We start from the raw sequence: 24,246 nt of genomic DNA on the forward strand, positions 1-24,246 counted from the left end.
CGCACGCGTGACCGGAAACGCCGTTGCGGTTGCATTGGCGACAGCCGCCATCGGCGTGAAATATTTATTGAGGCGCCTTAACCCCGTTGAACGAGCCCGGCCGTATGAGTGGAGGTCAACCCACTCACTTTCGAAGGCTCTTCCATGAAAGCAACGTCCTCCGCCCTCCTGCTCCGCGCCACCGTCGTCGCCGCCACCTGGCTGGTGTTGAGCGCCAGCGCGCAGGTGCCGGCCCCCTTGCCAACCCAGGCGGCCGACTCGCGCATCACCCAGGTGAAGGTCTACCCCGGCAGCGCCACCGTGGAACGCGTGGCGCGTGTCGCGGCCGGCAGCCGCTCGGTCACCTTCGCCTGCCTGCCGGCGGGGCTGGACGTGCAAAGCCTGCAGGTGTCGGCCGACGCGTCGGTGCGGGTGGGCGAGACCTCGGTGCTCAACGAGCAGCGCGAGCTTTCGGCGCGTTGCGCCACCAGCGCGCTCGACGGCCGCATCCGCGAACTCGAAGACCAGAAGGCCGCGCTGCAAGCCGAGCGCGATGCATTGGGCATGGTCACCGGCTACCTCAAGGGCCTCTCGGGCGGAGATTCATCACAAGGCGCCCGTGCGCCGATGGACGCGCGCAACCTCGCCGCGGTGACCGACGCGATGCGCCGCACCGGGCAGGACTCGCTGCTGAAGCAGCACCAGCTCGCGCGCAAGCAAAGCGACATCGACCGCCAACTCAACCCGCTGATCGCCGAGCGCACCCGCTCGCAGGGTAACGGCGCGCAGGTGGTGGCGGTGACGGTCACGCTGGCCGCCAGCGCCGATGCCGAGGTGAAGCTCAGCTATCAAGTCAACGGCCCCGGCTGGACACCCACCTACCGCGCGCTGCTCGACACCACCACGCGCAAGGTGCGCATCGAACGACAGGCGCTGGTGGCGCAGGCGACGGGCGAAGACTGGCGCGGCGTGAAGCTGGTGCTCTCCACCGGCCAGCCGCGCCGCGAAACCACTGGCCGCACGCCGGGCGCATGGCGCATCGGCATCGAGCCGCCGCCGCAGCGCCCAAAGACCGACATGGCCTACATGGCGGCACCTGCGCCAGCCATCGCGGGCGCACCGCCGTCGCTCAGGGAGTCGGCCATGGAACGCCGCGCGCCGCTGTTCGATGTGAGCGTGTTCGACAACAGCTTCGCCACCGAATTCTCGGTACCGCAAAGCATCGACGTACCCTCCAACGGCCAGCGCGTGACGATGGCGCTCGGCCAGTACGAGGACACGGCGAAGCTCGCCTCGCGCACCAGCCCGCGTGTGGACGCTAGCGCCTTCCTTGTCGCCGACCTCGCACAGCCCACGGGCGTGTGGCCGGCCGGCCCGATGCAGCTTTATCGCGACGGCAACTTCGTCGGCAACGGCCAGTGGACGGCGCCGAGCGATGCGCGCCTGACGCTCTCCTTCGGCCGCGACGAACTGGTGCGCGTACAGGCCGAACCGGAGAAGGACAACCAGGGCACGGGCGGCTTCGCCGGCACGCGCGCCGAGCGCAAGGTGCAGCGCGCCTACGTCGTCGAAAACCGCCACCGCACGCCGATCGCGGTGCAGGTGCTCGAAGCGGCGCCGGTCTCGGTCGACGAGCAGGTGCGCATCGCCTCGCAGTTCTCGCCGCAGCCGGGCGAGCTGGCGTGGAACAAGCAGCCGGGCCTCGCGATGTGGAGCTTCGACCTCGATGCCGGCAAGGCCGCGCGCGTGGCGGCCGACTACACGATCAGCTATCCGAAGGACGCACGGCTGCAGATGCGCTGAGCGCGCGCTCTCGCACCTTCTTATACGAGTTTGCGGTTAGTCGACCAGAACCGTTCGGACTGAGCTTGTCGAAGTCTCGCGCGGCGCTTCGACAAGCTCAGCGTGAACGGATTGATATTTTTGAACGCGTTTCCCTATCAGAAGTCGAACTTGGCCGACACCTCGAAGGTACGGCGCGGCGCCAGCAGCACCTGGCTGGTGGCACGCCCCACCCAGGTGGCGTAGAGCTTGTCGGTCAGGTTGCGCACGCGAAAGCTCAGCAACGCGTTCTTCAACCGATAGCTCACCGCCGCATCCATGGTGGTGTAGCCGTTGATGCGAATCTGGTTGGCGGTGTCGGTGAACATGTGGCCGGTGCGGTTGAGCGACACGAAGTATTCGAGCTTCGAGTTGTCGGGCCGGTAGGTCGCAAAGACGTTGGCCACGCGCTCGGGCACGTTGGGCGGCGTCTTGCCCACGCGCGAGACGTTGCCCGCTTCCACCAGCGTGTCGAAACGCGCATCGAGCGCCGCGAGGTTGCCTGCCAGCGTCCATTCGCGGGTGGGCTTCCACACCGCAGACAGTTCCAGCCCGCGTGACGACTGGCGCCCGTTGTTCACAGGCTTTCCGGGGTTGTTCGGATCCTGGGAGAGCACGTTGTCGAGCTCGATCTTGTAGACCGCCGCGGTCCACTCCAGGTTCGCTTCGGGCAGGCTCTGCTTGAAGCCCACCTCCGCCTGCTTGCCGCGCGACATCGGAAATGCCGCGTTCGATGCCGCCAGGAGGAAGAGCGAATTCACCGGCAGCGTGGCGTTGGTGTACTGCGCGTAGATGCTCGATTGCGGCGTGATGTCGTACACCGCGCCGAGACGGCCCGAAGTCGAGCGGTAGCTGCTGCCGAAGCGCGTGTTGCTGCCCAGGTTCAGGTCGGTGATCGAACGATCCACCTCGGTGCGGTCGTGGCGCAGACCCCCGACCAAGGTGAGATTGCGGACCGGCTTGAGCGCGTCTTCGACAAAGACCGAACTGACCCGCGCCTTGGTGTTCATGTCGGTCCGGTTGCCGCCGCCCACGCTGAGCGCCGGGTCATCGTTGAAGTAACCCACGTAGGGGTCGAACACCGGCACCCGCAGCAGGTTCGCCGTGCCCGCGCTGCTGTTCGAGAAGCGGCGCTGGCTGCCGAAGCGCGTCTCGCTGTATTCGCCACCGACGACGAAGCGGTTGTCCATGCCGCCGATCGTGCCCTTGTGCGTGGCGTCGATGCGGTCGAGCCAGAAGTCCTGGTCGTGCGTGATCAGCGTCTGGTCGCGCGCGATGCCGGACGGCGCCAGGAAGGTGGCGCTCTCGGAATTGCGGAACACGCGGTTCGACTTGTTGGCCGAGAACTCGTTGCGCCACGACCAGCCGCCGTCGAGCTGGCCCGTGAGGCGCGCGCGCAGCCAGTAGGTTTCGGACGAGTTGTCGTCGTCCAGCACGTTGTAGTTGGTGCGCGTCATGCGCCGGTCGATCACGCGGCCATCGGGCGTGCTCACCACGTTCGTCGGCTGCGTGGCAAAGCTGCGCGGCACGAGCGGCGTGCCCCAGTAGGCGTCGTTGTTGTCGCGCAGGTAGTCGAAGGAAAGGTCCAGCTTCACCGAGCCGCCGAGGTCGAGCGCGAGGCCGCTGGTGAAGTGGTCGATGCGCTCGCCGTTGCGGTCGATGGTGCCGACCTTGCTGTCGTTGCGGCTGTAGTCCAGCCGGTAGGCGCTGGCATCGCCGAGCGCACCGCCGAAACCGAAGGCCGCGCGCGTGGAGCCGTAGCTGCCGTACGAAAGCAGCGCTTCCTTGTGCGGGTTATCGCGGTCGGGCCGCTTGGTCACGAAGTTGACGACACCGCCGATGGCACCCTCGCCGTCGAGCACCGAGGCCGGGCCCTTCAGCACTTCGATGCGGTCGTAGTTCCAGGTGTCCTGCACGCGGTTGACCACGCCCGCGCCCGAGCTGCGCACACCGTCGTAGAGGTAAATGAGGCTGCTGAAGCCGCGCGTGGAGAGCGTCGTCGGCGACGACGGCGGGCCGCCGCCCGACAGGCCCGCCATGCCGCGCAGTGCCTCGCTGAAGGTGCGCGCACCGCGCTGCTGGATTGCGTCCTGCGACAGGATCTCGACGGAGGCCGGCGTCTCGCGCACCGAGAGACCCAGGCGCGAAGCGGCGCCGCTCGATTCCTCGAGGTGCAGGCTGTTGGCATCGCGGCTGCCTTCGATGGTGACGGCGCCGAGCTCTGCGTTGGCGCTGGTGCCTTGTGCATACGCTGCCTGGAAGGCCGTGACGGCGGCCACGGCGATGGCCGTGCGGGTGAACTGGATCATTGGACTGCCTGGTTGGAACGAAACGAAAAACCGGAAGAAGCGATGCGATGCGCTAGGCGACAGAGAAGCGCCGCAGCCGCCACGCCGCAAGGCCGAAAAGCAGCAGGCTCGGCACGAGCAACTGCAGCACCGCCAGCGCGGCCTGGCCGCGCATCAACTCGGCGGGCTCCTCTTGCCAGGCAAAGGCCGGAATGCGGTCGAACTCGGCGGGCGTGAACGCATCGCGCGCATCGATGCGCGGGAAGAAGAAGGCCTTCCACGCCTCGTGATGCGCCACCGTCTGCGCCTCGAAGCGCGCATGGCGCCGCACGCCGTTGCCGGCCAGCGCGGTCATCCCTTCGTAGGCGACGGCGGCGGGCGACACCGCGCCGAAGCGGCCGAGCAACTCCTGCTGGCGCGCCTGCTGCGCGTCGAAGCGCTCGAGCGCGGGACGGATCGCCTCGTCGACCTCGCGCTCGATCTTGTAGTTGGCCAGCGCGCGGCCGGCGATCTCGATCTTGCCGTTGCGCGGCACGAGGATCGCGCCATGGCCCACGTGCTGGTACTCGGTGCCCAGCAGATCCTGGTAGCGCTTCATCGCCTCGGCCGTGACCACGCGCTGGCGCGTGGCGAGTTCGGTGCGCGACGGCGCCGGCGCGTCCCGCGTGACGGCAAGGTTGAGCAGCACGGGCGCGACCAGCACCAGCGCCACCCACGCGATGACCAGCACCATCGCATTTGTCGCCGACGACGCGCCGAAGGCATTCACCGCCACGACCAGCGCGAACCAGAACAGCGCGTAAGCGCCGACCAGCAGCGCCCACCAGAGCGTCGCGCTGCCCATCGCGCTGGATGCGCCGGCGAAGCCCGCATGGCGCGCGATCCACAGCACCGCCACAGGCAGCAGCACGGCCGGCCCCAGCAGCACCACGGCGCGCACCGTGAGCTTGCCCGCGAGCAGCGTGCGCAGGCGCAAGGGCTGCGACAGCAGCAGGCGCAAGGTGCCGTTCTCGCGCTCGGCCGACAGCAGGTTGTAGCTGAGCGCGAAGATCAGCAGCGGCAGCAAATAGACGATGACGAACGCCAGATCGAAATGCCCGCTCAGCAGGTGCCACGGGTTCTCGATGTCGCTCGGGTTCATGAACACGACGCGGCTCTGGTTCGTGACCTTGTACTGGCTCGGGAACAGGTCGCTCTGCCCCAGCGCGACCGGGCCCAGCGGCGCGGTCGGCAACAGCGCATGCTGGCCGCCATAGCCGCTCGCCATGCGCGAGGGATCGGCCGGGTTCTCGAACGGCGTGGGTTGCGCATTGCCGGCGAGGATGGCTTCGAGCTGCACGCGCTGATTGGCGCGAGTGTCGCGATCGGCTTGCGCGACGGCCGCCTGTGCGCGGTCGCGCTTGGCGGTCTGCATGAGGCCGTTGCCGAGCGCATAGGCCACGAGCAGAAGGAACAGCGCACCGACGACCCAGAGGCCGCGCTCGGCGAGCATCAAGCGGATTTCCTGGCGCATCACGGCCAGCAGGCGGCGGCCTTGGGGAGGATGAATGGACATGTGCGGCATCCCTCTTCAGAGCGCGCGCTGGCGCACAGTGGCGAAGGCCGCGAACGCCGCTGCCAGCAGCAGGCCGACGCACAGCACGGCCAGGCTGCGCGCCTGGTGCCACAGCGCCCATCCCACGCCCGGCGAGTGGTAGTCGAACGGCGGCACGGTGGCCCAGAGGTCGGTCGTGGCCTGGTAGGAGAAGTGGCGGTCGCCCAGCGGATCGGCATGCACCACGAGGTCCTTGCTCATCAGGTCCTGGATGTTGCGGCGATGCAGTTCGGCCGCGGTCGTGAAGCGGCGGTGGTGCGAGAAATCGGTGCCCGCCATGCCCATCGAGAAACTGCGGATCGCGAGGATCGGCAGCACGAGGCCGCTCCATTCCTGCACGGTCTGCTGCTGCTCCCAGGTGTCCCACAAACGGCCGTAATGGCGGTCGTACACGGGGTACGAGGCCTGGTCGTCCAGCCGCAGCGCGATGCCCCACTTGCTGAGCGGCACGTCGCGACCCCAGCGCTCGGTGGTGCCGAAGTTCTTCTGCCAGACCTGGTCGGACACGGTCTTGAGTTCGGCGCCGAGTTGCTGGTTGAACTCCAGCCGCGTCGGGCTCGGGAACCAGGTGCGCGACAGCTCGGAGAGCACGCGCGGCGCCATCACGGCCTGCCCGATCCACAGCGCGAGCAGCACGGTGATCGCGGTGCGCGAGGTGGCCGACATCGCCGACACGCCCAGCACGAGGAACACGAAGATGCCCAGGTACACCGCATAGCCGAGCGACCATGCGGCAAGGCGCAGCAGCGCATCGATGCGCTCGCCCTGCTCCGCGCCCGCGGCCACCGCGACGGCCGCGACGATGGCGGCCGGCACGAGCAGCACCGCGAGCGATGCCGCGAGCGCGAGCGCCTTGCCGGCCAGGAGGCGCAGCGGCGACACGCCCAGGCTCAGCGTCTGCCGCAGGATGCCCTGCTCGCGTTCACCCGCGAAGGCGTTGAAGCCGAGCACGATCACCAGCAGCGGGCCGAGCACCTGCAGGATCCAGCCGACCGAGAGGTTGCCGAAGCGCTGCAGCCCGGTCGCGTCCTGCGCGGCGTTGAACTTCACCTCGCTCTGCCGGTGCGCCTGCAGCCACACGGTGCTGCCGATGAACGGGTTGATGCCCGAGTCGACCATCGACAGCGGCGGCTCGGGCTTGAAGGCGTGCATGCCCTGGTGCGCGGCGTCGTGCGGATGGCGCTTGTCCTGGTGCAGCCAGTCGCGGTAGTCCATGGCCTGTGCGGCGACCTGCTCGGCGTGGGCGCCCTGCTGGTGCGCCCATCCCACGGCGAGTGCGGTGAAGAGCAGCATCACCACAAGTCCGCCCGCCAGGTACAGGCGGCCGTCTCGCAGCCGTTCGAGAAATTCGCGTCGTGCGATCCAGTTCAGCAGCATTTTCAGGCTCTCATGTGCTGGAGGTAGAGCGACTGCAGATCGGTGTTCGCGATCTGCGCTTCGCCGTCGAGGCTCTCGACGAGGCGGCCGCGTTTCATGATGCCGACGCGGGTGGCGGTCTGCTGCGCATGGAACAGGTCGTGCGTGGTGGTGAGCACGGCCACGCCGGTGTCGGCGGCGCGGCGCAGCAGGTCGGAGAACTCGGCGGCGGCATGCGGGTCGAGCCCCGAGGTGGGCTCGTCGAGCAGCAGCGCCTTGGCCTGCTTGGCGATCGCCACCGCGATCCATACCTTCTGCCGCATGCCTTTGGAATACGCCGAGACACGTTTGTCGGCAGCCGCGTGGTCGAGCCCCACCTCGGTCATCAGCTCGAGCAAGCGTGAGCGCGGCAGCTCGTGGCCGAGCGCGAGGCCGGCGAAGAAGCGCAGGTTCTCCAGGCCCGAGAGCGTGCCGTAGAGCGTGACCTGCTCTGGGATGTACGCGACGTCCTGCTTGGTCGCGACCGCGTGGCGCGTGACGTCGACGCCGTTGATCTCCACCGTGCCTCCGGTCGGCGCGATGAAGTTCAGGAACAGGTTGATGGTCGTCGTCTTGCCCGCGCCGTTGGCGCCCAGCAGGCAGTAGATGTCGCCGCCGCGGATGTCGAGGTCGAGACGGTCGAGCGCGGTGTGCGTTCCGTACTGTTTGGTGAGGCCGATGGCTCGGAGCATGGACAGGTTTCCGGTTGGAGAAAAGGCAGGCGCAGACAGACGCGCGCAGGCCTGCGACGGCGCGGGGTGCGCCGGTGCGGTTTTGTTCAGTCGTGGGGGAGTTGGCGGGGAGCGCCCCGCCTTGTCGTCAGCGCAGGATCAGCGCTTGTTCTTGTTCTTCGCGCCGCCCTGGCGCGCCTTGAAACGCGGGTTGGACTTGCAGATCACGTAGGTGCGGCCGCGCCGTGTCACCACCTGGCAATCGCGGTGACGCTTCTTTGCTTCCTTGAGCGAGGACAGGACTTGCATAGGGTCGTTCCGAAAAGTTGGACCCGCGACTATACGTTATTGAGAATTCATTCTCAATAACGCCAATAACATCGCAAGGCTGACCGCAACCTAACGCGTCAGTGCGCCTTGCGCTTGCTCGCCTTGCCGCCTGCGTCGACGCAAGCCGCGCACAGCCCGTGCAACGTCACCTCGTGGCTCTTCACCTGGAAGCCCTTGGGCGCGAGGTCGTCCATCGGACCCGGGCATGCATGCAGCAGGAACACCTGCTTGCAGCCCGAACAATGGAAGTAGTGGTGATGGTGGTCGGCCCCTTCGCCGTCGTGGTGCGCGTGGCGATGCGCGGCGGGCTTGCAGGCCACTTCGTAGCGTGCCGGTTCGCCCGGCAGTTCGACCTTCGCGATCTCCCCGTCGGCCAGCAGCAGCGAGACCTGGCGGTACACGGTGGAGAGGCTGATCTCGGGAACGATCTCGCGAGCGTGTTCGAGGATTTCCGGTGCGGTGAGGACGCGGCCGGCGTCGCTGAAAGCGGAGAAAACGGCGTTGCGTTGGCGCGTGAGGCGTTGCATTTTTCGATGATAGTGGGCGGGCCGCTTGCGTTCAGCCGGCCGGCCCGATGCCCGTTCAGTCGGATGCCGCGGGCTCGTCGCCGGACTTGCGCTTCTTCCCACGCGCCGCCTTCTTCGCCGCACGCTCCGCATCGATGCGCTGCCCCTCGGCCAGCCACGCGGCAAATTCCTCGGGCGTCTCGAGCGTGATGCGCCCGAGGTTCCCGGCGCGGAACTCGTGCATCACGATTTCCGCCGCCTTCTGCAAATTGACCCGGCCCTTGCCCAGCAGCGCGCCGCGCTTGCGGCCGATGGTGTCGAGCACGTCCTCGTCCTTCATGCCGGCAATGGTCGCTGCGTCGAGCTCGATCAGCTTGAAGCGCGCCGCGATGCCGGCGGCGTAATGCGTCTTCAGGTAGTTGAGCAGCTCCAGCGCCACTTCCTCCTCGTCGAAGGCATTGCGCCCCACCGCACCGCTGGCCGCGAGGTTGTAGCCGCTCTTGGGCACCACGATGCGCGGCCACAGCATGCCGGGCGTATCCCACAAGTAGAAGTCGTCGGCCAGCGTGATGCGCTGCTCCAGCTTGGTGATGCCGGCCTCGTCACCCGTCTTGGCCTTGCGCCCGCCGGTCAGCGTGTTGATGAGCGTCGACTTGCCCACGTTCGGAATGCCGCAGATCAGCACCCGCATCGGCTTGGCCATGCCACCGCGGTTGGGCGAGAGGTCGTGGCAGGCCTTCACGATCTGCTGCGCTGGCGTGGTGAGGCTGGCGTCCAGCGGAATCGCGCGCGTGTCGGGCAGCGCGTTGTAGTGCGCGAGCCAGAGCGCGGTGCGCGCGGGGTCGGCCAGGTCCTGCTTGTTGAGCACCTTGAGCGTCGGCCGACCAGCGGTCAGCTCGGCCAGCATCGGGTTGGCGCTGGAGCCGGGCAGGCGCGCGTCGAGCAGCTCGATGACCACGTCGATGTCCTTCACCCGCTCGGTGATGGCCTTCTGGGTCGTGTACATGTGCCCGGGGAACCACTGGATCGCCATCGATGGATGCTCTTTCTGTCGCGCTGACTTGGAAGGGGACGGCTCGGAGGCCGGGTGCGCATTGTGAACCGGGAACCTGAACAGCGACCCGATGCTATCTTTTCAATAGCTGCAACCCTAGAATCCGCGGCGCTGCGTCCTGCAGCATTCCAACAAACTCCGAGGGAAATCCATGTTCAAGCGCCTTGCCGTTGCCGCCCTGCTGGCAGCCACCGTCGTGCCCGTGTCCGTCGTCCATGCCCAGCGCCCTTCCCCGCCGCCCGGCCCGCTGACCAGCGGCTTCCTGTGCTGCAACATGCGCACCTACGGCGACTCGATCAGCGACATCAACTACGACGAGCAGGGCACGAGCATCGTGGCCGTGGGCACGCCGGCGCGCATCACGGGCTACGACTTCCGCTTTTTCAATCTCGACCTCGCGGGCAAGCCGCAGCGCCTCAAGAACGACTACAGCCGCAACATCACGCTGATCGACTTCGCCAAGCGCTACGTGGTCACCGACGATCCGAAGCAGAAGATGGCGGCCTTCCCGCCCGCGGTGAGCACCGCCATCGGCGCCGGCAAGGTGATGCCCGGCATGACGCGCGAGCAGGTGCTCATGGCCATTGGCTATCCCGTGGCCGGCGAGAACCCCAGCCTCGAGGCGACAACGTGGCGCTACTGGCGCGACAGCTGGTCGGAGTACCAGGTCAACTTCGACGACAAGGGCCTCGTGAAGACGGTGGTGGGCGATCCGGTAGCGCTCAGCCGCGTGCTGGCCGCGACACCTTAAGTTCTCGCCGGCTTCTGGCGCGTGGCACACACGCGCAATCCCCAGGTACGCCGCCCCAGAGATTTCGAAACACGAAAGCGACGGATTCGCGCCGATGGCGGCGTTGCAAATCCTCGCGATACCTGCGGGTATCGCTGCGGCTTGCGCCTTGCCCTCGGCGCGAATCCGTCGCTTTCGTCATGTTTCGAAATCTCTGGGGCGGCGTACTTGAGGGTTTTGCATCGCGAGGGGCTTGTCCGCCCCTATGATTTGACCGAGTGCGGCGCCTGCGGCGTCGGTCGAATCGAAACTTTCTGATGGAGTGACCGCGATGAAACCCGTCTCCGAACTGCTCAAGCGCCATGACTCCGCCGCCTGGCGCACCTCGCCCGACACCAGCGTGTTCGATGCGCTGGCCACGCTGGCCCGCTTCGAGGTCGGCGCGCTCATGGTGATGGACGGCGAGAAGCTCGTGGGCTTTCTCTCCGAACGCGACTACACCCGCAAGGTCGCGCTGCAGGGCAAGAACTCCAAGGAAATGAAGGTCTCGGAGATCATGACGCCCGACGTGATGACCGTCACCCCGCAAACCCGCACCCGCGCCTGCATGGCGCTGATGAGCCAGCGCAAGTTCCGCCACCTCCCGGTGGTCGACGGCGACAAGGTGGTGGGCATGATCTCCATCCAGGACCTGATGGACGACATCATCAGCGAGCACGAGCAGACGATCGACCAGCTCACCAGTTACATCCAGAGCTGAGAGGCTGAGCAAAACCGCCCGCATCGCGACATTGCGGACCCTGCCCGGCGCGTGGGTAGGGAATAGACCTACGCACGGCATGGTGCCCAAGGGCGCACAGTGGACCTTCGTTCATCCATCCAGCAGGGACATTGCATGCAGATTCAGGTCAACACGAGCAACGGTATTGAAAACAAGGACACGCTGGAACGCTGGGCCGACACCGAGATCAAGCAGCAACTGAGCCGTTTCGTCGAGGACGTGACGCGCGTCGAGGTGCATCTGAGCGACGAAAACCACGACAAGACCGGTGGCGGCGACAAGCGCTGCGTGATGGAAGCGCGCCTGGCCCACCACAAACCGCTGGCCGTGACACAGCACGCCAACACGCTCGACGAGGCCTTCCGCGGCGCGGCCGACAAGCTCAAGCGGCTGCTCGACAGCACGCTGGGGCGCCTGAACAACCACCGCGACCGCGATTCGATCCGCAAGGACAGCGGCTTCGTCGCCGAATAGCGGCGCCGGTCAGGCCGTTTTGCGCCGCTTCGGCGGCGCGGCGCGCGGCGTGTCCGCGGGAATCAGCGGCGGGCGATGGCCGCTCGCCATCCAGGCGTCGTAGAAGTCGATCTTGCGGTCGACCAGCGTGAGCGCCTTCTTCCAGTCGGCAATCGTTTCGGTCACGCGCGCGCGGTGCGCGGCGAGCATGTCGCGGCGCTGCTGCAGCGTGGCCTTGCCCTGCAAAGCGAGCGCGGTGTATTCGCGCATCTCTGCAATCGACATGCCGGTGCGGCGCAGGCGCTCCATCAGGTCGAGCCAGCCGACGTGCAGCTCGCCGTAGAGGCGCCGCCCGCCCTCGTCGCGCGCCACGCCGGGCACGAGGCCCTGCGTTTCGTACCAGCGGATGGCGTGCACCGTGCGGCCGGTGCGCGTGGCCAGTTCGCCGATGTGGAAGGGCGTGCCCTTCACCACCGGTGCGGCCGGTGCGGTCTTCTCTCTAGTCACGCTAGCCGGCATGCGCGGCCACCGGCGGCGCCTCGAGCGCCTGTTGCACCAAGGCGGTATCGAAGTACTCGGTCAGCTCCTTCACCTTGCCTCCTTCGAGTCGGTAGACGTAGCAATAGCGGTTGTTGTAGCGCTTGCCGGCCTTGGTGGGCACATCGCCGCTGAAGAGCACCACCACCCGGTCGCCCTCGGCAATGACGCGCTCGGTCTTGCTCGCGTACGGCGCGGCGAACTGCGCGAACAGCGGCTTGATCAGCTCCTCGCGAATGGCTTCCTTGCCCGCGTAGGTGCGCGACCAGGGCGTGGTGCCCTCCAATGTCCAGCTGGCATCGTCGGCCAGGCTGTCGATGAAGGCCTGGCCGTTGCCCTTGTCCAGCTCGGCGTGAATGTGCTGGACCAGGGCCTTGTTGTAGCTCGTGTTCATGGTTTTTTCCTCGGCAGTTGAATGAACCGGAAGTCCCGGTGAATTCATTGGAAATGCTCGAGTGCGCTCTAGGTCAAGCGCCATGAACAGGGCGGCAGTCCGGGCTCTTCAGGCCCTTCAGGCCCTTCAGGCCCTTCAGGCTTTGTCGACCTTCGCCGCCATCGCCTTGCCGACTTCGTTGCTGCCCTGCGTCGCCCCGCTCTGCGGCACGACCTCGCCATCGCGCGATGTCACCTCGGCCAGCCGCGCGGCCAGCTGCTCGGGCGCGTCCGGGCCGCTGCCGAGCCAGACGCCCTGCGTCAGCGTGATGTGCGCCGCCTCGAAGACACCGGCGCCCGCGCAGAGCACGGTGCGGTTGGGCGCGTCCTGCGAGGCCAGCACCAGCATGGCGGGCACCACCGCGTCAGGCTGGAAGGCCTCGAGCATGTCTTTCGGGAACAGGTCCTCGGTCATGCGGGTGGCGGCGGTGGGCGCGAGGCAGTTCACGCGGATGTCGTTCTTCGCGCCTTCGATGCTCAGCGTCTGCATGAGCCCCACGAGCGCGAGCTTGGCGGCGCCGTAGTTGCTCTGGCCGAAGTTGCCGTAGAGGCCCGAGGACGAGGTGGTCATCACGATGCGGCCGTACTTCTGCGCGTTCATGAGCGCCCAGACGGCCTTGGTGCAGTTCACCGCGCCCATGAGGTGCACGTCGACCACCAGCTTGAAATCGGCGATCTCCATCTTGGAGAAGCTCTTGTCGCGCAGGATGCCGGCGTTGTTGACCAGGATGTCGACGCGGCCCCAGGCGTCCACCGCCTGCTGCACCATGGCCTGCACCGCGTCGAAGTCGGTCACCGATGCGCCATTGGCGATGGCTTCACCGCCGGCCGCCACGATCTCGTCGACCACCGCCTGCGCGGCGCTCACCGAACCGCCCGAGCCGTCGCGTGCGCCGCCCAGGTCGTTGACCACCACCTTGGCGCCGCGCGCCGCCAGGGCCAGCGCATGCTGGCGGCCGAGGCCCCCGCCGGCGCCGGTCACGATGGCCACGCGGCCCTTGAAGTCGATGCTGTTGCTCATGAGTCGCTCTCTTCTCTGCTGCTTTCGTTGGGGGGAGTGTCTGCGCCTTGCCGCTGTGCGGCAGCGTGGCGTTTTACCCCAAAAGATCCTGGCACCAGTGCCGCAGGCAGAGCGTGCCAGTCACCCGGGCGACGGCTGCATGGTGGCGCAATAGGCCACCAGCTGGTCGAGCTCGGCCGACTTGTCGAAGAAAGCGTCGGCGCCCAGCTGGGTCGAGCGATCGCGCATGTCGGCCGTGGCGTAGTTGCTGAGCACCACCACCTTCTGGTGCGGCGAGCGGTTTCGGCAGGCGTTGATCACGCCCAGCCCGTTGCCGCGCTTGAGGAAGAGATCGACGATGGTCAGGTCCCAGCCGTCGCGGTGCTGGCGCAGCCAGGCGACGGCTTCTTCCTCGGTGCTGGCGGAGGCCACGACCTCGGCATTGGCCACGTCTTCGAGAAATCCGACGAGGTTTTCGCGGATCACGGGGCTGTCCTCGACGAGGTAGGCCTTGAACGTCATGATGAAACCAGGGGGACGGTACTTGCGCTGTGCATGCAACGCATCCTCGCAGCGCAGGCGTGTCGCGCGGTGGGCCATGCGGGCCAATGCCTGTAGGCCATCGGCCACCACCGCTGTCGTCTGAGGATGGTGGCGCCGAAGGACGCCGAACGACGCTGAAGGCTTTGGTATCAGGCCGCGACGGCCATCCGCCCCCGGGCGATGCCCAGCCGCGCGGGCGAGACGTACTGCTCGCGGTAGATCTCGAAGGGCATCGTGTCGGCCGCCTCGATGCGCTTTTGCTCCTGGATCGACTCGGCGGTCATGCGCTCGAATGCAGCCTGCTGCTCGGCCGAGAACGGCAGGGCCAGCAGCGCGGCGCGGGTCTGCTCCGACTGGGCACGCACGAAACCGATGAACGAGTTGGCGTGCTGCTGCTCGACGGCCGCGAGCACGCGGGCCGAGGGCAGGCTGTCGGGGTTCTGCAGCGCGGCCCGGGCGGCATTCACCGCGTCGGTGTGCAGCGTGCCGCCCTGCGCCGCGTCGAGCGCGGCGGCGATGGGCAGGCATTCGTCGACCAGCTCGATGCCCCAGTCGGTCAGCGTCACTTCGCGGCCACCGCGCGACAGGCGCAGGCCCGGTTCGCGGCCGCGCGCGGCGGTCAGGTGCTGGTTGCGTGCCAGGTCGGCGATTTCTTCGGGGGTGTCGTCGGGGCTGTCGCTCAGGAGGCAATGCAGCAGGAACACGTCGATGAAGCGCATGGTCTGCGCGTTGATGCCGACGGTCTCGAAGGGGTCGAGGTCCATGAGGCGCACCTCGACGTACTCGACGCCGCGCTCGCGCAGCGCATGCAGCGGACGCTCGCCGGGGTTGATCACGCGCTTGGGGCGGATGGTGCCGTAGAACTCGTTCTCGATCTGCAGCAGGCTGGTGCCCAACTGGTTGTAGTCGCCGCCGAGGTTGCGGATGCCGATGGATTCGTAAGCCGGCCACGGGCGGGTGAGCGCGTCCTGCAGCGAGGCGCCGTAGCCGTCGAGGCTGTTGTAGCTCACGGCCAGCGAGGCCTGCGCATCGCTCTGGTAGCCCAGGCGCCCCATGCGCAGCGACGTGCCGTGCGGCATGAACATGCTGCCGTCGCCCAGCGGCTGCAGCTCGTGCGGACGGCCCGCGACGAAGCTCGAACACAGCGCCGGCGAAGCCCCGAACAGGTACAGCAAGAGGAAGGCGTGGCGGCGGAAGTTGCGGATCAGCGCGAAGTACTGTTCGCTCGACACATCGGGCAGCGACCAGTTGTAGTGGATGCCCGAGATGGTCTGCATGCGGCGGCCGTAGCGGTGGCTCAGGCCCATGCGGTAGACGCTCTTGGCGCGGCCCACGTTCGAGGAGCCGTAGCGCCCGATGGGAATGGTCTCGTCGGTCGGCAGGCCGCAGGGCATGCTGGAAACCCAGAGGCGCTCGTCGCCCAGCTGGTCGAGCACGCGGTAGGTGAACTGGTGGACCTGGGTCAATTCTTCCAGCGCCGATTCGACGCCGGCGTGCACGCCCGTGATGAGCTCGAGCTGCGATTCGCTGAAGTCGGTCGTGATGTGCGGATGCGTGAGCGCCGAGCCCAGCGCCAGCGGATGCGGCGTCAGCGCGAGCTTGCCGTCGGGCAGCGCACGCAGGCTTTCCTTCTCGATGCCACGGCGCATGCCTTTCAGGCGTGCGGCTGAAAGGGCACCCAGCCTCTCCTGCAATCTGTTGCTCATATTGTTATGACCCATCAATCTTCTGAGGGGCTGGAAGGTAGCACGGGTGCGCGGGCAACGCTCGTGCAGGGAATCCCGTTTCCAGCTAGGTTCTCGCCCGCTACTTTTTTGATAGCTCCCTGCATAGGCGCCATGGAGGCCAAAGGCCTTTTCTGTAGAGAAAAATGCGGGCTAGGCGCGGCCTGCCCGCAGGTCTATCTCGTCCGACTGGTAGACGTGGATCTCCGGCGTGCCGTCGGCCATGGCCGCGAGCGCCTTGCCGAAGGCGCGCGAGGCATCGACGCGAAAGTGCGCCTGCAGCGCGGGCATGTCGCTCCAGCGCTCCACAAAAGTCAGGCGCAGCGGGTCTTGAACGTCGGTCGTGACTTCGTGCGAGATGCAGCCGGGCTCGGCGCGCGAGCGCAGCACGTGCTCCACGCTGATGGCCAGCATCGCCTGCAGGGTGTCGGGCTTGGCGAGCGCGTGTCCGATGACGAGGATCATGGGGTGTCTCCTTCTTCGTGGGTTGCCGCGGCGGCCTTTTGGCCCTTTGGCGCTTCAGGCCAGCACGCGCAGCAGGAAATCGTTCAGGTCGGCCACTTCCTCCATGCAGACCGAGTGCGCCATCGCGTAGTCGTGCCACTCGACGGTATAGCCCAAGGCGATGAGCGCGTCACGCGATTGCGTGGCCCGTGCCAGCGGCACCATCGGGTCCTGCCGGCCGTGGCCGAGGAACACCGGCGTGTCGTGGTTGGCCGCATGGCGCTCGGCCGCGGTGCTGGCCGCGAGCGGCAGCCAGCCCGAAAGGCCGACGATGCCGGCCAGGCGCTCGGTGTGGCGCAGCCCGGTCAGCAGCGCCATCGCGCAGCCCTGCGAAAAGCCAGCCACCACGATGCGGTGGGCGGGAATGCCCCGGGCCTTTTCGTTGGCGATCAGCGCCTCGATGGCGGCCTGCGAGCGGCGCAGGCCGGTAGCGTCTTCCTGCACATTGAAATCGGGGCCGGCGATGTCGAACCACGCGGGCATCTGGTAGCCGTTGTTCAGGGTCACCGGAATCACTGGCGCGTTGGGAAACACGAAGCGCACCGGCCCGACGCTGGACAGGTCGAGCTCACCAGTGATCGGCACGAAGTCGTTGCCGTCGGCGCCCAGGCCGTGCATCAGGATCACGGAGGCGGTGGGGTTCGGGGCGGTTTCGATTTCGATGGGAAGGCGGGACATGGTCGGGCAAAGGTATTCAGGGATTCGGATGGCCGCACCTTAGCGCATTCGGGCGCTCGGCTGACTTGCGCGGCGTGCCTTGGCGCCCAAGATGGGCCGAAACAAAAGGAAAGAAAAAGGAAAGAAGCACGTGAGCCATTCCCCTCCCCTGGTCGAGATCAAGCTGTCCGGCGTGGTGCTGGTCTGCGGCGATTGCGAAGAGCGCAGCGACGGCCCCACGAAACTCAAGGCGAAGCAGGTTCGCAAGGAATTGAAGCGCGACCTGGTGCATGTGCCGGGGCGCCTGCGCATCGTGCAATCGACCTGCCTGGGCCTCTGCCCCAAGAAGGCGATGGCGCTGGTCGCCGTGGCGGGCGGACACGCGCCGATGGCGGCCGAGGTGTGCCGCGACGACGATGTCGCGGATTTCGCCAAGGCGCTGTCCCGCTCGATCCGCTGACCGCGGCCTTTGCGGCGGCGATTTCCGGCTTGGCAGGCAGGCGATTTTTCGTTGCTTACGCACCTCGGGCCGGAGATGCAACACAATCGCGTTTCCCATGAAGACCCCGAACCCGCACCCGAAGCCCCCGCTCGCCGCCGCAGCCGCCGCATTCGACAGCGAAACCCTGCTGCGCGAAAGCGGCCTGCGCGTCACGCGCGCCGCCCAGACGGTGCTGGAGCTGCTCCGGCACACCTCCCAGCCCCTGACGCACGAAGAAATGGCCGCGGCCTACACCACGGCCACCGGCGAAGCCCCCGACCGCGTGACCATCTACCGCGTGCTCGACCGCCTCGTCGAAGCGGGCCTGTGCGACCGCCGCGTGGGCGCCGACCGGGTCAACCGCTTTGCGCGGCATGTCGAGGCGGCATCAGGCAACACCTTCGAATGCGACCAGTGCCACAAGGTGCTGGCGCTACCGTCGGACCCCGAACTGCCCAAGGTGATGGGCCGGCTCGGCAAGGCGCTGCGCAAGCAAGGCATCGACACCCGCCACACCGCGCTCACACTTCACGGCACCTGCGGCGACTGCGCCCGATAGGTCCTTTCAGACGTTCCAGGATGGGAACGGATCGGGCAGGTTCTGCCACCACGAGGCGCCGAAGCGCATCTCGTTTTCGGTGAGCAGGCACGCATCCAGCCGCGCACGCAATGCGGCCTCGTCCATGCCGATGCCGATCAGCACCAGTTCCTGACGCGCATCGCCGGTCGCCGGGTCCCAGTTCTTCTGGATCGTCTCCAGCGCATCCGGCTCGGTCGGCCAGTGCTCCCGCGGCACCGCCGCCCACCAGAAGCCCGCCGCGCCGTAACGGCAAGCGCCACCAGCCTGCGACCACGAACCGGCACGCGTGGCGCGGCTCGCGAGCCAGAAGAAGCCCTTGGAGCGCACCACGCCTTCCCACTCGCTTTGCACCAGGTCCCAGAAGCGCTTGGGATGGAACGGCAGGCGCGAGCGATAGACAAAGCTGCGGATGCCGTATGCCTCGCTCTCGGGCACATGCTCGCCGCGCAGTTCGGCCAGCCAGCCCGGCGCCTGCTCCGCCTGCTCGAAATCGAAGAGGCCGGTGTCGAGCACACGATCGAGCGCGACGCGGCCGAACTGCGACACCTCGATGCGCGCACGCGGATTCAGGCTCTGCAAGATCGCCATCAGCCGCTCGCGCTCCTCGGACGTGACGAGGTCGGTCTTGTTGACCACCAGCACGTCGCAGAACTCGATCTGCTCGATCAACAGGTCGACCACCGTGCGCGTGTCCTCGTCGCCCAGCGACTGGCCGCGCTGGCCCAGGCTGTCGGGCGAGCCGTAGTCGCGCAGGAAGTTGAAGGCATCGACCACCGTCACCATGGTGTCCAGCCGCGCCACGTCGGCCAGGCTCTTGCCGTCCTCGCCCGCGAAGGTGAAAGTCTCGGCCACCGGAAGCGGCTCGGAGATGCCGGTGGACTCGATCACCAGTTGGTCGAAGCGGCCCTCCTTCGCGAGGCGGTTCACTTCGATCAGCAGGTCTTCGCGCAGCGTGCAGCAGATGCAACCGTTGCTCATTTCGACCAGCTTCTCGTCGGTGCGCGAGAGCTGCGCGCCGCCGTCGCGCACCAGCGCCGCATCGATGTTGACCTCGCTCATGTCGTTGACGATGACCGCCACGCGGCGCCCCTCGCGGTTGTGCAGGATGTGGTTGAGCAAGGTGGTCTTGCCCGCACCGAGAAAGCCTGAGAGGACGGTGACAGGGAGGCGATGGGTCATGGGGTGCGCTCTTTGTATATGCAACAGCATTGCATTATAGGAATCAAGTGCAACACGGTTGCACTTGATTCCCCACCCGTCCGCTCGCGCTGCATCTTTACATCTCGAACGCCTTCACCTGCCGACCATCGATGTCGGTGAAGCCATACGCCTTCGCCAGGTCGGCCACCCGCAGCACCTCGCCCGTTTTCGCCATCACCTGCGGATCGCCCGCCAGCGCCGCCACCGCGCGGCCCAGGTAGCGCGGCGATTCGGTGCCCGCGAGCGCTGGCCGCTCCTGCCAGTGCGCCTCGTCGGTCTTGTGGCCGGCCAACACGAACTCGGTGCGCATCCAGCCCGGCGACACAGCGACCGAGGCCACGCCGTGCGGCTTCAGCTCCTCGGCCATGCCGAAGGCCAGCCGCGTCATCGAGGCTTTTGCGAGGTCGTAGAAGAGATTGCCCTTCATGTAGCGGCCGCGGTCCCAGAAAGTGGTGGTCACGATCAGGCCTCGCTTGGCGCGCACCATCAGCGGCGCGGCCGAGCGGCTGGCCACCAAGTGGTTGCGCACGCCGCGGTCGAACATCGAATCCCAGTTGGCGAGCGAGTGCTCCCAGAAAGGCGCGTCGAACACGCCGGTGAAGGTCTCGTGGCCGCCCCATGCGTTGTTCACGAGCAGGTCGATGCGGCCCGCCTCGCGCTCCACTTGTACGAAGAGCGCCTTCACGTCTTCTTCGCGGGTGTGGTCGCAACGCACGGCGATGCCGCGTCCGCCCATGCGAGTGACTTCATCAGCGGTGTCGTCGATGCTGCCGGGCACGGCCGGCATGTCCGACAGCGCCAGCAACTGGCCGTAGGTGTCGGCGGGCTGCGCGCGCGTGCTGCGGCCGGTGACGTACACCGTGGCGCCGGCGGCGCCCAACTCCATCGCGATGCCGCGCCCCGCGCCGCGGCTGGCCCCCGTGACCACTGCGATGCAATCCTTCAGCGGGCGGTTCTTCGTGTTCTCGTTCTGCGTCATCCGGTGCTCCTTGGTTTGAACGCCGACGAAGATAGTGCGCCCTCAGCCGGGCGTCTTGGAAGAACCCGAAATCGCGTGCCCCATGAACTCGGTCGGCGTGACGCCGCAGAGCGCGCGGAATTCGTTGACCAGGTGCGACTGGTCGTAGAAGCCGCTCTCGACCGCGACATCGGCCCAGGCGGGCGCGGACTGCAGCCGCAGCGCGCGCAGGCAGTCGTGCAGTCGCGCGAGCCGCGCCCAGGCACGCGGAGACAGCCCGACGTGTGCGTGGAAAAGCTGCTGCAGGCGCCGCTCGCCGACACCGACGGCCGCAGCCACATCGCGCAACGGCCGCCGCCCGCCCGATTCGGCGATGAGGCGGGCCGCGTGCATCGCGGCGGCGTGAACGGCATCGCCGCCATCTCGCAGTCGGCGTTCCAGCGCGGACTGAAGCAGCGCCGCTCGCGCGGCATCGTCGGGGGCTTCGGCCATGCGTTCGAGCAGTTCGGCCGCACCGCCCTGCCAGAGCTCGTCCAGGTGCACGGCCTGGCCCGCAATCTCGCCAGCCGGCAGGCCCAGCAGCGCAGCCGCCGCACCGGGCCGCAGCGTGACGGAGATGCCCTCCACCGTGTCGCGCATACGCACCACAACCGGCGCGGCGGAGGCGCCGATCGCCTCCACCGGCAGCCCCGCCCCATCGCCCGCAGAAGGCGCGTCGCCGAGGTTGAAGACCAGGCGCACAGCGCCATCGGGCAGCACGCGTTCATGCACCTCGTGTCCCGCGGCGAAGGTCTCGCGGTACAGCAGGATGTGGGCGACATGCGCCTGCAACGCAGCGCTCACCGGCACCGCACGCAGCGTGCCGGCGGGCACGCTCGATTCGGGGCCGTGCAGCGGGTCGTCATCGAGGCGCAGGAAGAGGCGTTCGGCCATGGCTCATTGTGTTGAAAAACCCGGCCGGGCGCGAGTCAGCCACGCTGGCGGAAAATCGCCCGCTCGCATGTCTTCCGTCACCGCCCTTCCCGTTTTCTATTCGTTCCGCCGCTGCCCCTATGCGATGCGGGCCCGGCTCGCGTTGATCGCGAGCAACACGCCGTGCGAGCTGCGCGAGATCGTGCTGCGCGACAAGCCCGCCGAGATGCTGGCCGCATCGCCCAAGGGCACCGTGCCCGTGCTGGTGATGGCCGACGGCACGGTGATCGAACAGAGCCTGGACATCATGCTGTGGGCTCTGCGGCGCAACGATCCGCAGCGCTGGCTGCAGCCCGACGCCGGCACGCTTGACGACCTGCTCGTGCTGGTCGCCGCGTGCGATGGCGATTTCAAGCCGCAGCTCGACCGCTACAAATACCCCAACCGATTCGACGATGCGGAGCATGCGGCGCGCGAGCGCGGTGCGGCGTTCCTGCGCGATCTCGAAGCGAGGCTCTCGGTGTCGCCCCATCTGGGCGGCACGCACGCGACCCTGGCCGACGCTGCGCTCGTGCCCTTCGTGCGGCAGTTCGCGATGGTCGACATGGCGTGGTTCGATGCCCAGCCGTGGCCGCGCCTGCATGCCTGGCTCGGCGCATGGACCACCTCGGATCTGTTCGCCAGCGCCATGGCCAAGTACGCGCCGTGGAAGCCGGGCGAACCGGGCATCGACTTCCCAACGCCCTAGCCACCCATCGCAGCCGCCGAAGCGCGCTGGATGCATTCGATGAAATGCTGCGCCGCCGGCGTCGACAGCTGCCCTCGCCGCCGCACCACGCACACGTTCAGCGTGGGGAGCGTTTCCACCACGTCGATGCGCCGGATGCCGTGCCGCTTGAACGTCAGCTTGACCAGCGGCTCGACGAAAAGGCCGATCAGGTCCATGTGCCCCACCAGCCCGAGCGCCACCGTGACCGACTGCCCCTGGATGATGCGGGCCGGCGGCGGCAGGCCCAGCGGCGTGAAGAGCGGCGAGACGGCCTCGCGCCCGCGGTGGTCGTCGCCCGGCAGGATCCATTCGCCGGCATACAGGTCGTGCAGCGAACGCGCGTCCCGCAGCGGATGGCGCTCGCGCAGGCCCACCACCAGCTTCACCGGGAACAGCTCGACCGCTTCGAACTGCGCATCGAGCGTGCCGGGCACCACGTGGGCCACCGCGAAATCGAGGAACCCGTCGCGCAGCCGCGCGAGCATCCAGGGCAGCACCGCCTCGCTGAACTGCACGTCGACCGCGGGCAGGCGCGTGTGGAAATCCTTGAAGGCGGCGGGCAGCACGGTGAGCGCGAACGAGGCGCTCACCGCCATCGACACCGAGCCTGTCGCGCCGTCGCGGATCTGCGCGATCTCATCGCGGGCCCGCGCCATGTCAGCCAGCAGCAGCCGCGCGCGCGGCGCAAAGGCCTTGCCGAACTCGGTGAGCCGCACGCCCTTGACGCTGCGCTCCACCAGCGGAGCGCCGACCTCGCGCTCCAGCTCGCGCACGATCTTGGTCACCGCCGGCTGCGAGAGCCCCAGGACGCGCGCGGCGGCGCGAATGCTCATCTGCTCGACCACCGCCACGAAGGCATGCAACTGATTGGGCTTCATCGCTCAAGGCACTGGGTTATGACAACCAAAAGTTATCGTTGTCGCCCAATTATTGTCTTTTCATGACAGCACCAAGTCTCTAGCATCCGCCGCGGTCGGTCGAGCGACCTTCCAACCAGATCACACACCAAAGCACAACTGGAGAGACATGAGCATCCCAAGCACGCAGCCCTCGTCCGCCCGCCGGCGACAGACCATCGTTGCCACCACCATCGGCAACGGGCTCGAGTTCTTCGACTTCACGGTCTACGGGTTCCTCGCGCTCGTGATCGGCAAGCTCTTCTTTCCGACCTTCAATTCGTACGGCCAACTGCTGCTGACGGTGGCGAGCTTCGGCGTCGGCTTCGTCATGCGGCCATTGGGCGGCATAGTGATCGGCGCCTACGCCGACCGCGCGGGCCGCAAGAAGGCCATGACGCTCACCATCTTCCTGATGGCGCTGGGCTGCGCGCTCATCGCCTTCACGCCCACCTACGCGGCCATCGGCGTCGCGGCGCCGATCGTCATCGTGCTGGCGCGGCTCATCCAGGGCTTCTCGGCCGGCGGCGAAGTGGGTGCATCGACCACGCTGCTGGTGGAACACGCCACGCCCGCCAACCGCGGCTACATGGCGAGCTGGCAGTTCGCGAGCCAGGGCCTGGGCGTGATGCTCGGCGCCATCGTGGTGGGCGCGCTCACCTTCTCGCTCACGCCCGAGGCGATGCAGAGCTGGGGCTGGCGCGTGCCTTTCGTCATCGGCATGCTGATCGCGCCAGTCGGCATGTACATCCGCCGCCACCTCGAGGAGTCGCTGCACGTCTCGGCCGAGGACGCCAGGGCGCCGCGCGAGAGCAGCCTGAAGATCGTCTGCACCCAGCACGGCAAGACGGTGCTGGCCGCAATCTTGGCGATCGTCGGGGGCACCACGGCCGCGTATGTCGTCACCTTCTACATGCCCACGTATGCCGTGCGCGAGCTTGGCCTCACGCCCTCGGTGGCGCTGTTCGGCGCGGCGCTCACCGGGTTGCTCTCGTTCGCGCTCGCGCCGTTCGTGGGCAAGCTCTCGGACATCGTCGGCCGCAAGACGCTCATCTTCTGGAGCCGCATCGTGATGGCGATCCTGATCTACCCCGGCTTCCTGTGGCTCAACGCCTCGCCCACGCCGCTGGTGCTGTTCGTCGTGCTCGGCGTGTTCAGCGTCGGGCTCGTGGTGCAGACGGTGCCGGGCATCACGATGCTGCCGGAGATGTTTCCCAAGCGGGTGCGCGCGAGCGGCATGTCGCTGGTCTACAGCGTGGGCGTGGCGCTCTTCGGCGGCTTCGCGCCCTTCATCAGCACCTGGCTGGTCAACGCCACGGGCAGCAAGCTCGCACCGGCCTGGTATCTCGTGGCGATGACGGTGATTTCGCTGCTCGGCCTGATCTGGCTGCGCGACCACACGGGCCGCGACATCGACGCCGCGGACGCGCACGCGCCGGCCTGAAAAAACA

Annotated in this window: 26 protein-coding genes; 8 read left to right on the top strand and 18 right to left on the bottom strand. The window is 67.5% G+C overall.

Translation table 11 applies throughout. The features are described 5' to 3' along the window. Nucleotides 1-144 precede the first annotated feature (144 nt). Nucleotides 145-1,782, top strand: a complete 1,638-nt coding sequence (locus tag QF040_RS13570; protein WP_429611461.1) for a DUF4139 domain-containing protein — start codon at nt 145-147, stop codon at nt 1,780-1,782. A 137-nt stretch (nt 1,783-1,919) separates the two neighbouring features. Here QF040_RS13570 and QF040_RS13575 read toward each other — a convergent pair whose 3' ends face one another. The 7 genes from QF040_RS13575 to ylqF all read right to left on the bottom strand — a co-directional run bounded on the left by QF040_RS13575 (nt 1,920) and on the right by ylqF (nt 9,617). Then, nucleotides 1,920-4,109 (bottom strand): TonB-dependent receptor, encoded by a 2,190-nt coding sequence (locus QF040_RS13575; RefSeq protein ID WP_429611462.1) that lies wholly within the window; start codon nt 4,107-4,109, stop codon nt 1,920-1,922. A gap of 52 nt (nt 4,110-4,161) precedes the next feature. After that, nucleotides 4,162-5,643: an ABC transporter permease subunit gene (locus QF040_RS13580; protein ID WP_429611463.1), complete on the bottom strand. Its 1,482-nt coding sequence runs from the start codon at nt 5,641-5,643 to the stop codon at nt 4,162-4,164. Nucleotides 5,644-5,658: 15 nt separating this feature from the next. After that, entirely contained in the window at nt 5,659-7,059 is a 1,401-nt protein-coding gene (locus QF040_RS13585; RefSeq protein WP_429611464.1) for an ABC transporter permease subunit, read from the bottom strand. A gap of 2 nt (nt 7,060-7,061) precedes the next feature. After that, a complete protein-coding gene (locus QF040_RS13590) occupies nt 7,062-7,769 on the bottom strand; it encodes an ABC transporter ATP-binding protein (protein WP_429611465.1) in 708 nt (235 codons plus the stop codon). Nucleotides 7,770-7,907: 138 nt separating this feature from the next. After that, a complete protein-coding gene (ykgO, locus tag QF040_RS13595; RefSeq protein WP_013542562.1) occupies nt 7,908-8,057 on the bottom strand; it encodes a type B 50S ribosomal protein L36 in 150 nt (49 codons plus the stop codon). Nucleotides 8,058-8,155: 98 nt separating this feature from the next. Further along, entirely contained in the window at nt 8,156-8,605 is a 450-nt protein-coding gene (locus QF040_RS13600; RefSeq protein WP_429611466.1) for a Fur family transcriptional regulator, read from the bottom strand. Between the two features lie 55 nt (nt 8,606-8,660). Next, nucleotides 8,661-9,617, bottom strand: coding sequence for a ribosome biogenesis GTPase YlqF (ylqF, locus tag QF040_RS13605; protein WP_429611467.1), 957 nt, complete (start codon nt 9,615-9,617; stop codon nt 8,661-8,663). 172 nt (nt 9,618-9,789) lie between these two features. On the opposite strand from ylqF, the gene QF040_RS13610 reads away from it, so the two are divergent. From QF040_RS13610 to QF040_RS13620, 3 genes are all read left to right on the top strand, one after another. Then, entirely contained in the window at nt 9,790-10,389 is a 600-nt protein-coding gene (locus tag QF040_RS13610) for a cell envelope protein SmpA (RefSeq protein ID WP_429611468.1), read from the top strand. A 310-nt stretch (nt 10,390-10,699) separates the two neighbouring features. Continuing rightward, nucleotides 10,700-11,128: a CBS domain-containing protein gene (locus QF040_RS13615; protein ID WP_306883191.1), complete on the top strand. Its 429-nt coding sequence runs from the start codon at nt 10,700-10,702 to the stop codon at nt 11,126-11,128. Between the two features lie 135 nt (nt 11,129-11,263). Next, on the top strand, nt 11,264-11,623 hold the full coding sequence (locus QF040_RS13620) for an HPF/RaiA family ribosome-associated protein (RefSeq protein ID WP_306883192.1): 360 nt from the start codon (nt 11,264-11,266) through the stop codon (nt 11,621-11,623). Nucleotides 11,624-11,632: 9 nt separating this feature from the next. Here QF040_RS13620 and QF040_RS13625 read toward each other — a convergent pair whose 3' ends face one another. From QF040_RS13625 to QF040_RS13655, 7 genes are all read right to left on the bottom strand, one after another. After that, entirely contained in the window at nt 11,633-12,121 is a 489-nt protein-coding gene (locus tag QF040_RS13625) for a MerR family transcriptional regulator (protein ID WP_429611469.1), read from the bottom strand. Further along, nucleotides 12,111-12,533, bottom strand: a complete 423-nt coding sequence (locus QF040_RS13630) for a nuclear transport factor 2 family protein (RefSeq protein ID WP_429611470.1) — start codon at nt 12,531-12,533, stop codon at nt 12,111-12,113. The genes QF040_RS13625 and QF040_RS13630 overlap by 11 nt, the downstream gene beginning before the upstream one ends. 135 nt (nt 12,534-12,668) lie before the next feature. Then, on the bottom strand, nt 12,669-13,592 hold the full coding sequence (locus QF040_RS13635) for an SDR family NAD(P)-dependent oxidoreductase (protein WP_429611471.1): 924 nt from the start codon (nt 13,590-13,592) through the stop codon (nt 12,669-12,671). 120 nt (nt 13,593-13,712) lie between these two features. Then, nucleotides 13,713-14,093, bottom strand: a complete 381-nt coding sequence (locus QF040_RS13640) for a response regulator (protein ID WP_429614653.1) — start codon at nt 14,091-14,093, stop codon at nt 13,713-13,715. A gap of 170 nt (nt 14,094-14,263) precedes the next feature. Continuing rightward, entirely contained in the window at nt 14,264-15,820 is a 1,557-nt protein-coding gene (gene gshA, locus QF040_RS13645) for a glutamate--cysteine ligase (protein ID WP_429611472.1), read from the bottom strand. Between the two features lie 171 nt (nt 15,821-15,991). Then, nucleotides 15,992-16,303 (bottom strand): putative quinol monooxygenase, encoded by a 312-nt coding sequence (locus QF040_RS13650; RefSeq protein WP_093431065.1) that lies wholly within the window; start codon nt 16,301-16,303, stop codon nt 15,992-15,994. A gap of 54 nt (nt 16,304-16,357) precedes the next feature. Continuing rightward, nucleotides 16,358-17,020 (bottom strand): alpha/beta hydrolase, encoded by a 663-nt coding sequence (locus tag QF040_RS13655; protein ID WP_429611473.1) that lies wholly within the window; start codon nt 17,018-17,020, stop codon nt 16,358-16,360. A gap of 130 nt (nt 17,021-17,150) precedes the next feature. Here QF040_RS13655 and QF040_RS13660 point away from each other — a divergent pair, with 130 nt between their 5' ends. Together QF040_RS13660 and QF040_RS13665 are read left to right on the top strand one after the other, a co-directional pair. After that, complete coding sequence (locus tag QF040_RS13660; protein WP_429611474.1) at nt 17,151-17,459, top strand: hypothetical protein; 309 nt, start codon at nt 17,151-17,153, stop codon at nt 17,457-17,459. Nucleotides 17,460-17,556: 97 nt separating this feature from the next. Continuing rightward, nucleotides 17,557-18,039, top strand: coding sequence for a Fur family transcriptional regulator (locus tag QF040_RS13665; RefSeq protein WP_429611475.1), 483 nt, complete (start codon nt 17,557-17,559; stop codon nt 18,037-18,039). A 6-nt stretch (nt 18,040-18,045) separates the two neighbouring features. Here the strand turns inward: QF040_RS13665 and zigA are convergent, their stop codons facing one another. From zigA to QF040_RS13680, 3 genes are all read right to left on the bottom strand, one after another. Further along, nucleotides 18,046-19,239: a zinc metallochaperone GTPase ZigA gene (zigA, locus tag QF040_RS13670; RefSeq protein ID WP_429611476.1), complete on the bottom strand. Its 1,194-nt coding sequence runs from the start codon at nt 19,237-19,239 to the stop codon at nt 18,046-18,048. Between the two features lie 97 nt (nt 19,240-19,336). After that, the gene (locus QF040_RS13675) at nt 19,337-20,239 is read right to left on the bottom strand and encodes an SDR family oxidoreductase (RefSeq protein ID WP_429611477.1); all 903 of its coding nucleotides are present in this window, start codon (nt 20,237-20,239) and stop codon (nt 19,337-19,339) included. A gap of 42 nt (nt 20,240-20,281) precedes the next feature. Continuing rightward, nucleotides 20,282-21,151: a helix-turn-helix domain-containing protein gene (locus tag QF040_RS13680; RefSeq protein ID WP_429611478.1), complete on the bottom strand. Its 870-nt coding sequence runs from the start codon at nt 21,149-21,151 to the stop codon at nt 20,282-20,284. A 67-nt stretch (nt 21,152-21,218) separates the two neighbouring features. Between QF040_RS13680 and QF040_RS13685 the strand changes: the two genes are divergently transcribed. Then, nucleotides 21,219-21,878: a glutathione S-transferase gene (locus QF040_RS13685; RefSeq protein ID WP_429611479.1), complete on the top strand. Its 660-nt coding sequence runs from the start codon at nt 21,219-21,221 to the stop codon at nt 21,876-21,878. Here the strand turns inward: QF040_RS13685 and QF040_RS13690 are convergent. Next, nucleotides 21,875-22,777, bottom strand: a complete 903-nt coding sequence (locus tag QF040_RS13690) for a LysR substrate-binding domain-containing protein (RefSeq protein ID WP_307504010.1) — start codon at nt 22,775-22,777, stop codon at nt 21,875-21,877. The genes QF040_RS13685 and QF040_RS13690 overlap by 4 nt on opposite strands. Nucleotides 22,778-22,925: 148 nt before the next feature. On the opposite strand from QF040_RS13690, the gene QF040_RS13695 reads away from it, so the two are divergent. Further along, complete coding sequence (locus tag QF040_RS13695; protein WP_429611480.1) at nt 22,926-24,239, top strand: MFS transporter; 1,314 nt, start codon at nt 22,926-22,928, stop codon at nt 24,237-24,239. Nucleotides 24,240-24,246: the final 7 nt, after the last annotated feature.

This window comes from Variovorax sp. W2I14 (assembly GCF_050435205.1).
GTDB classification, from domain to species: Bacteria; Pseudomonadota; Gammaproteobacteria; order Burkholderiales; family Burkholderiaceae_C; genus Variovorax; species Variovorax paradoxus_C.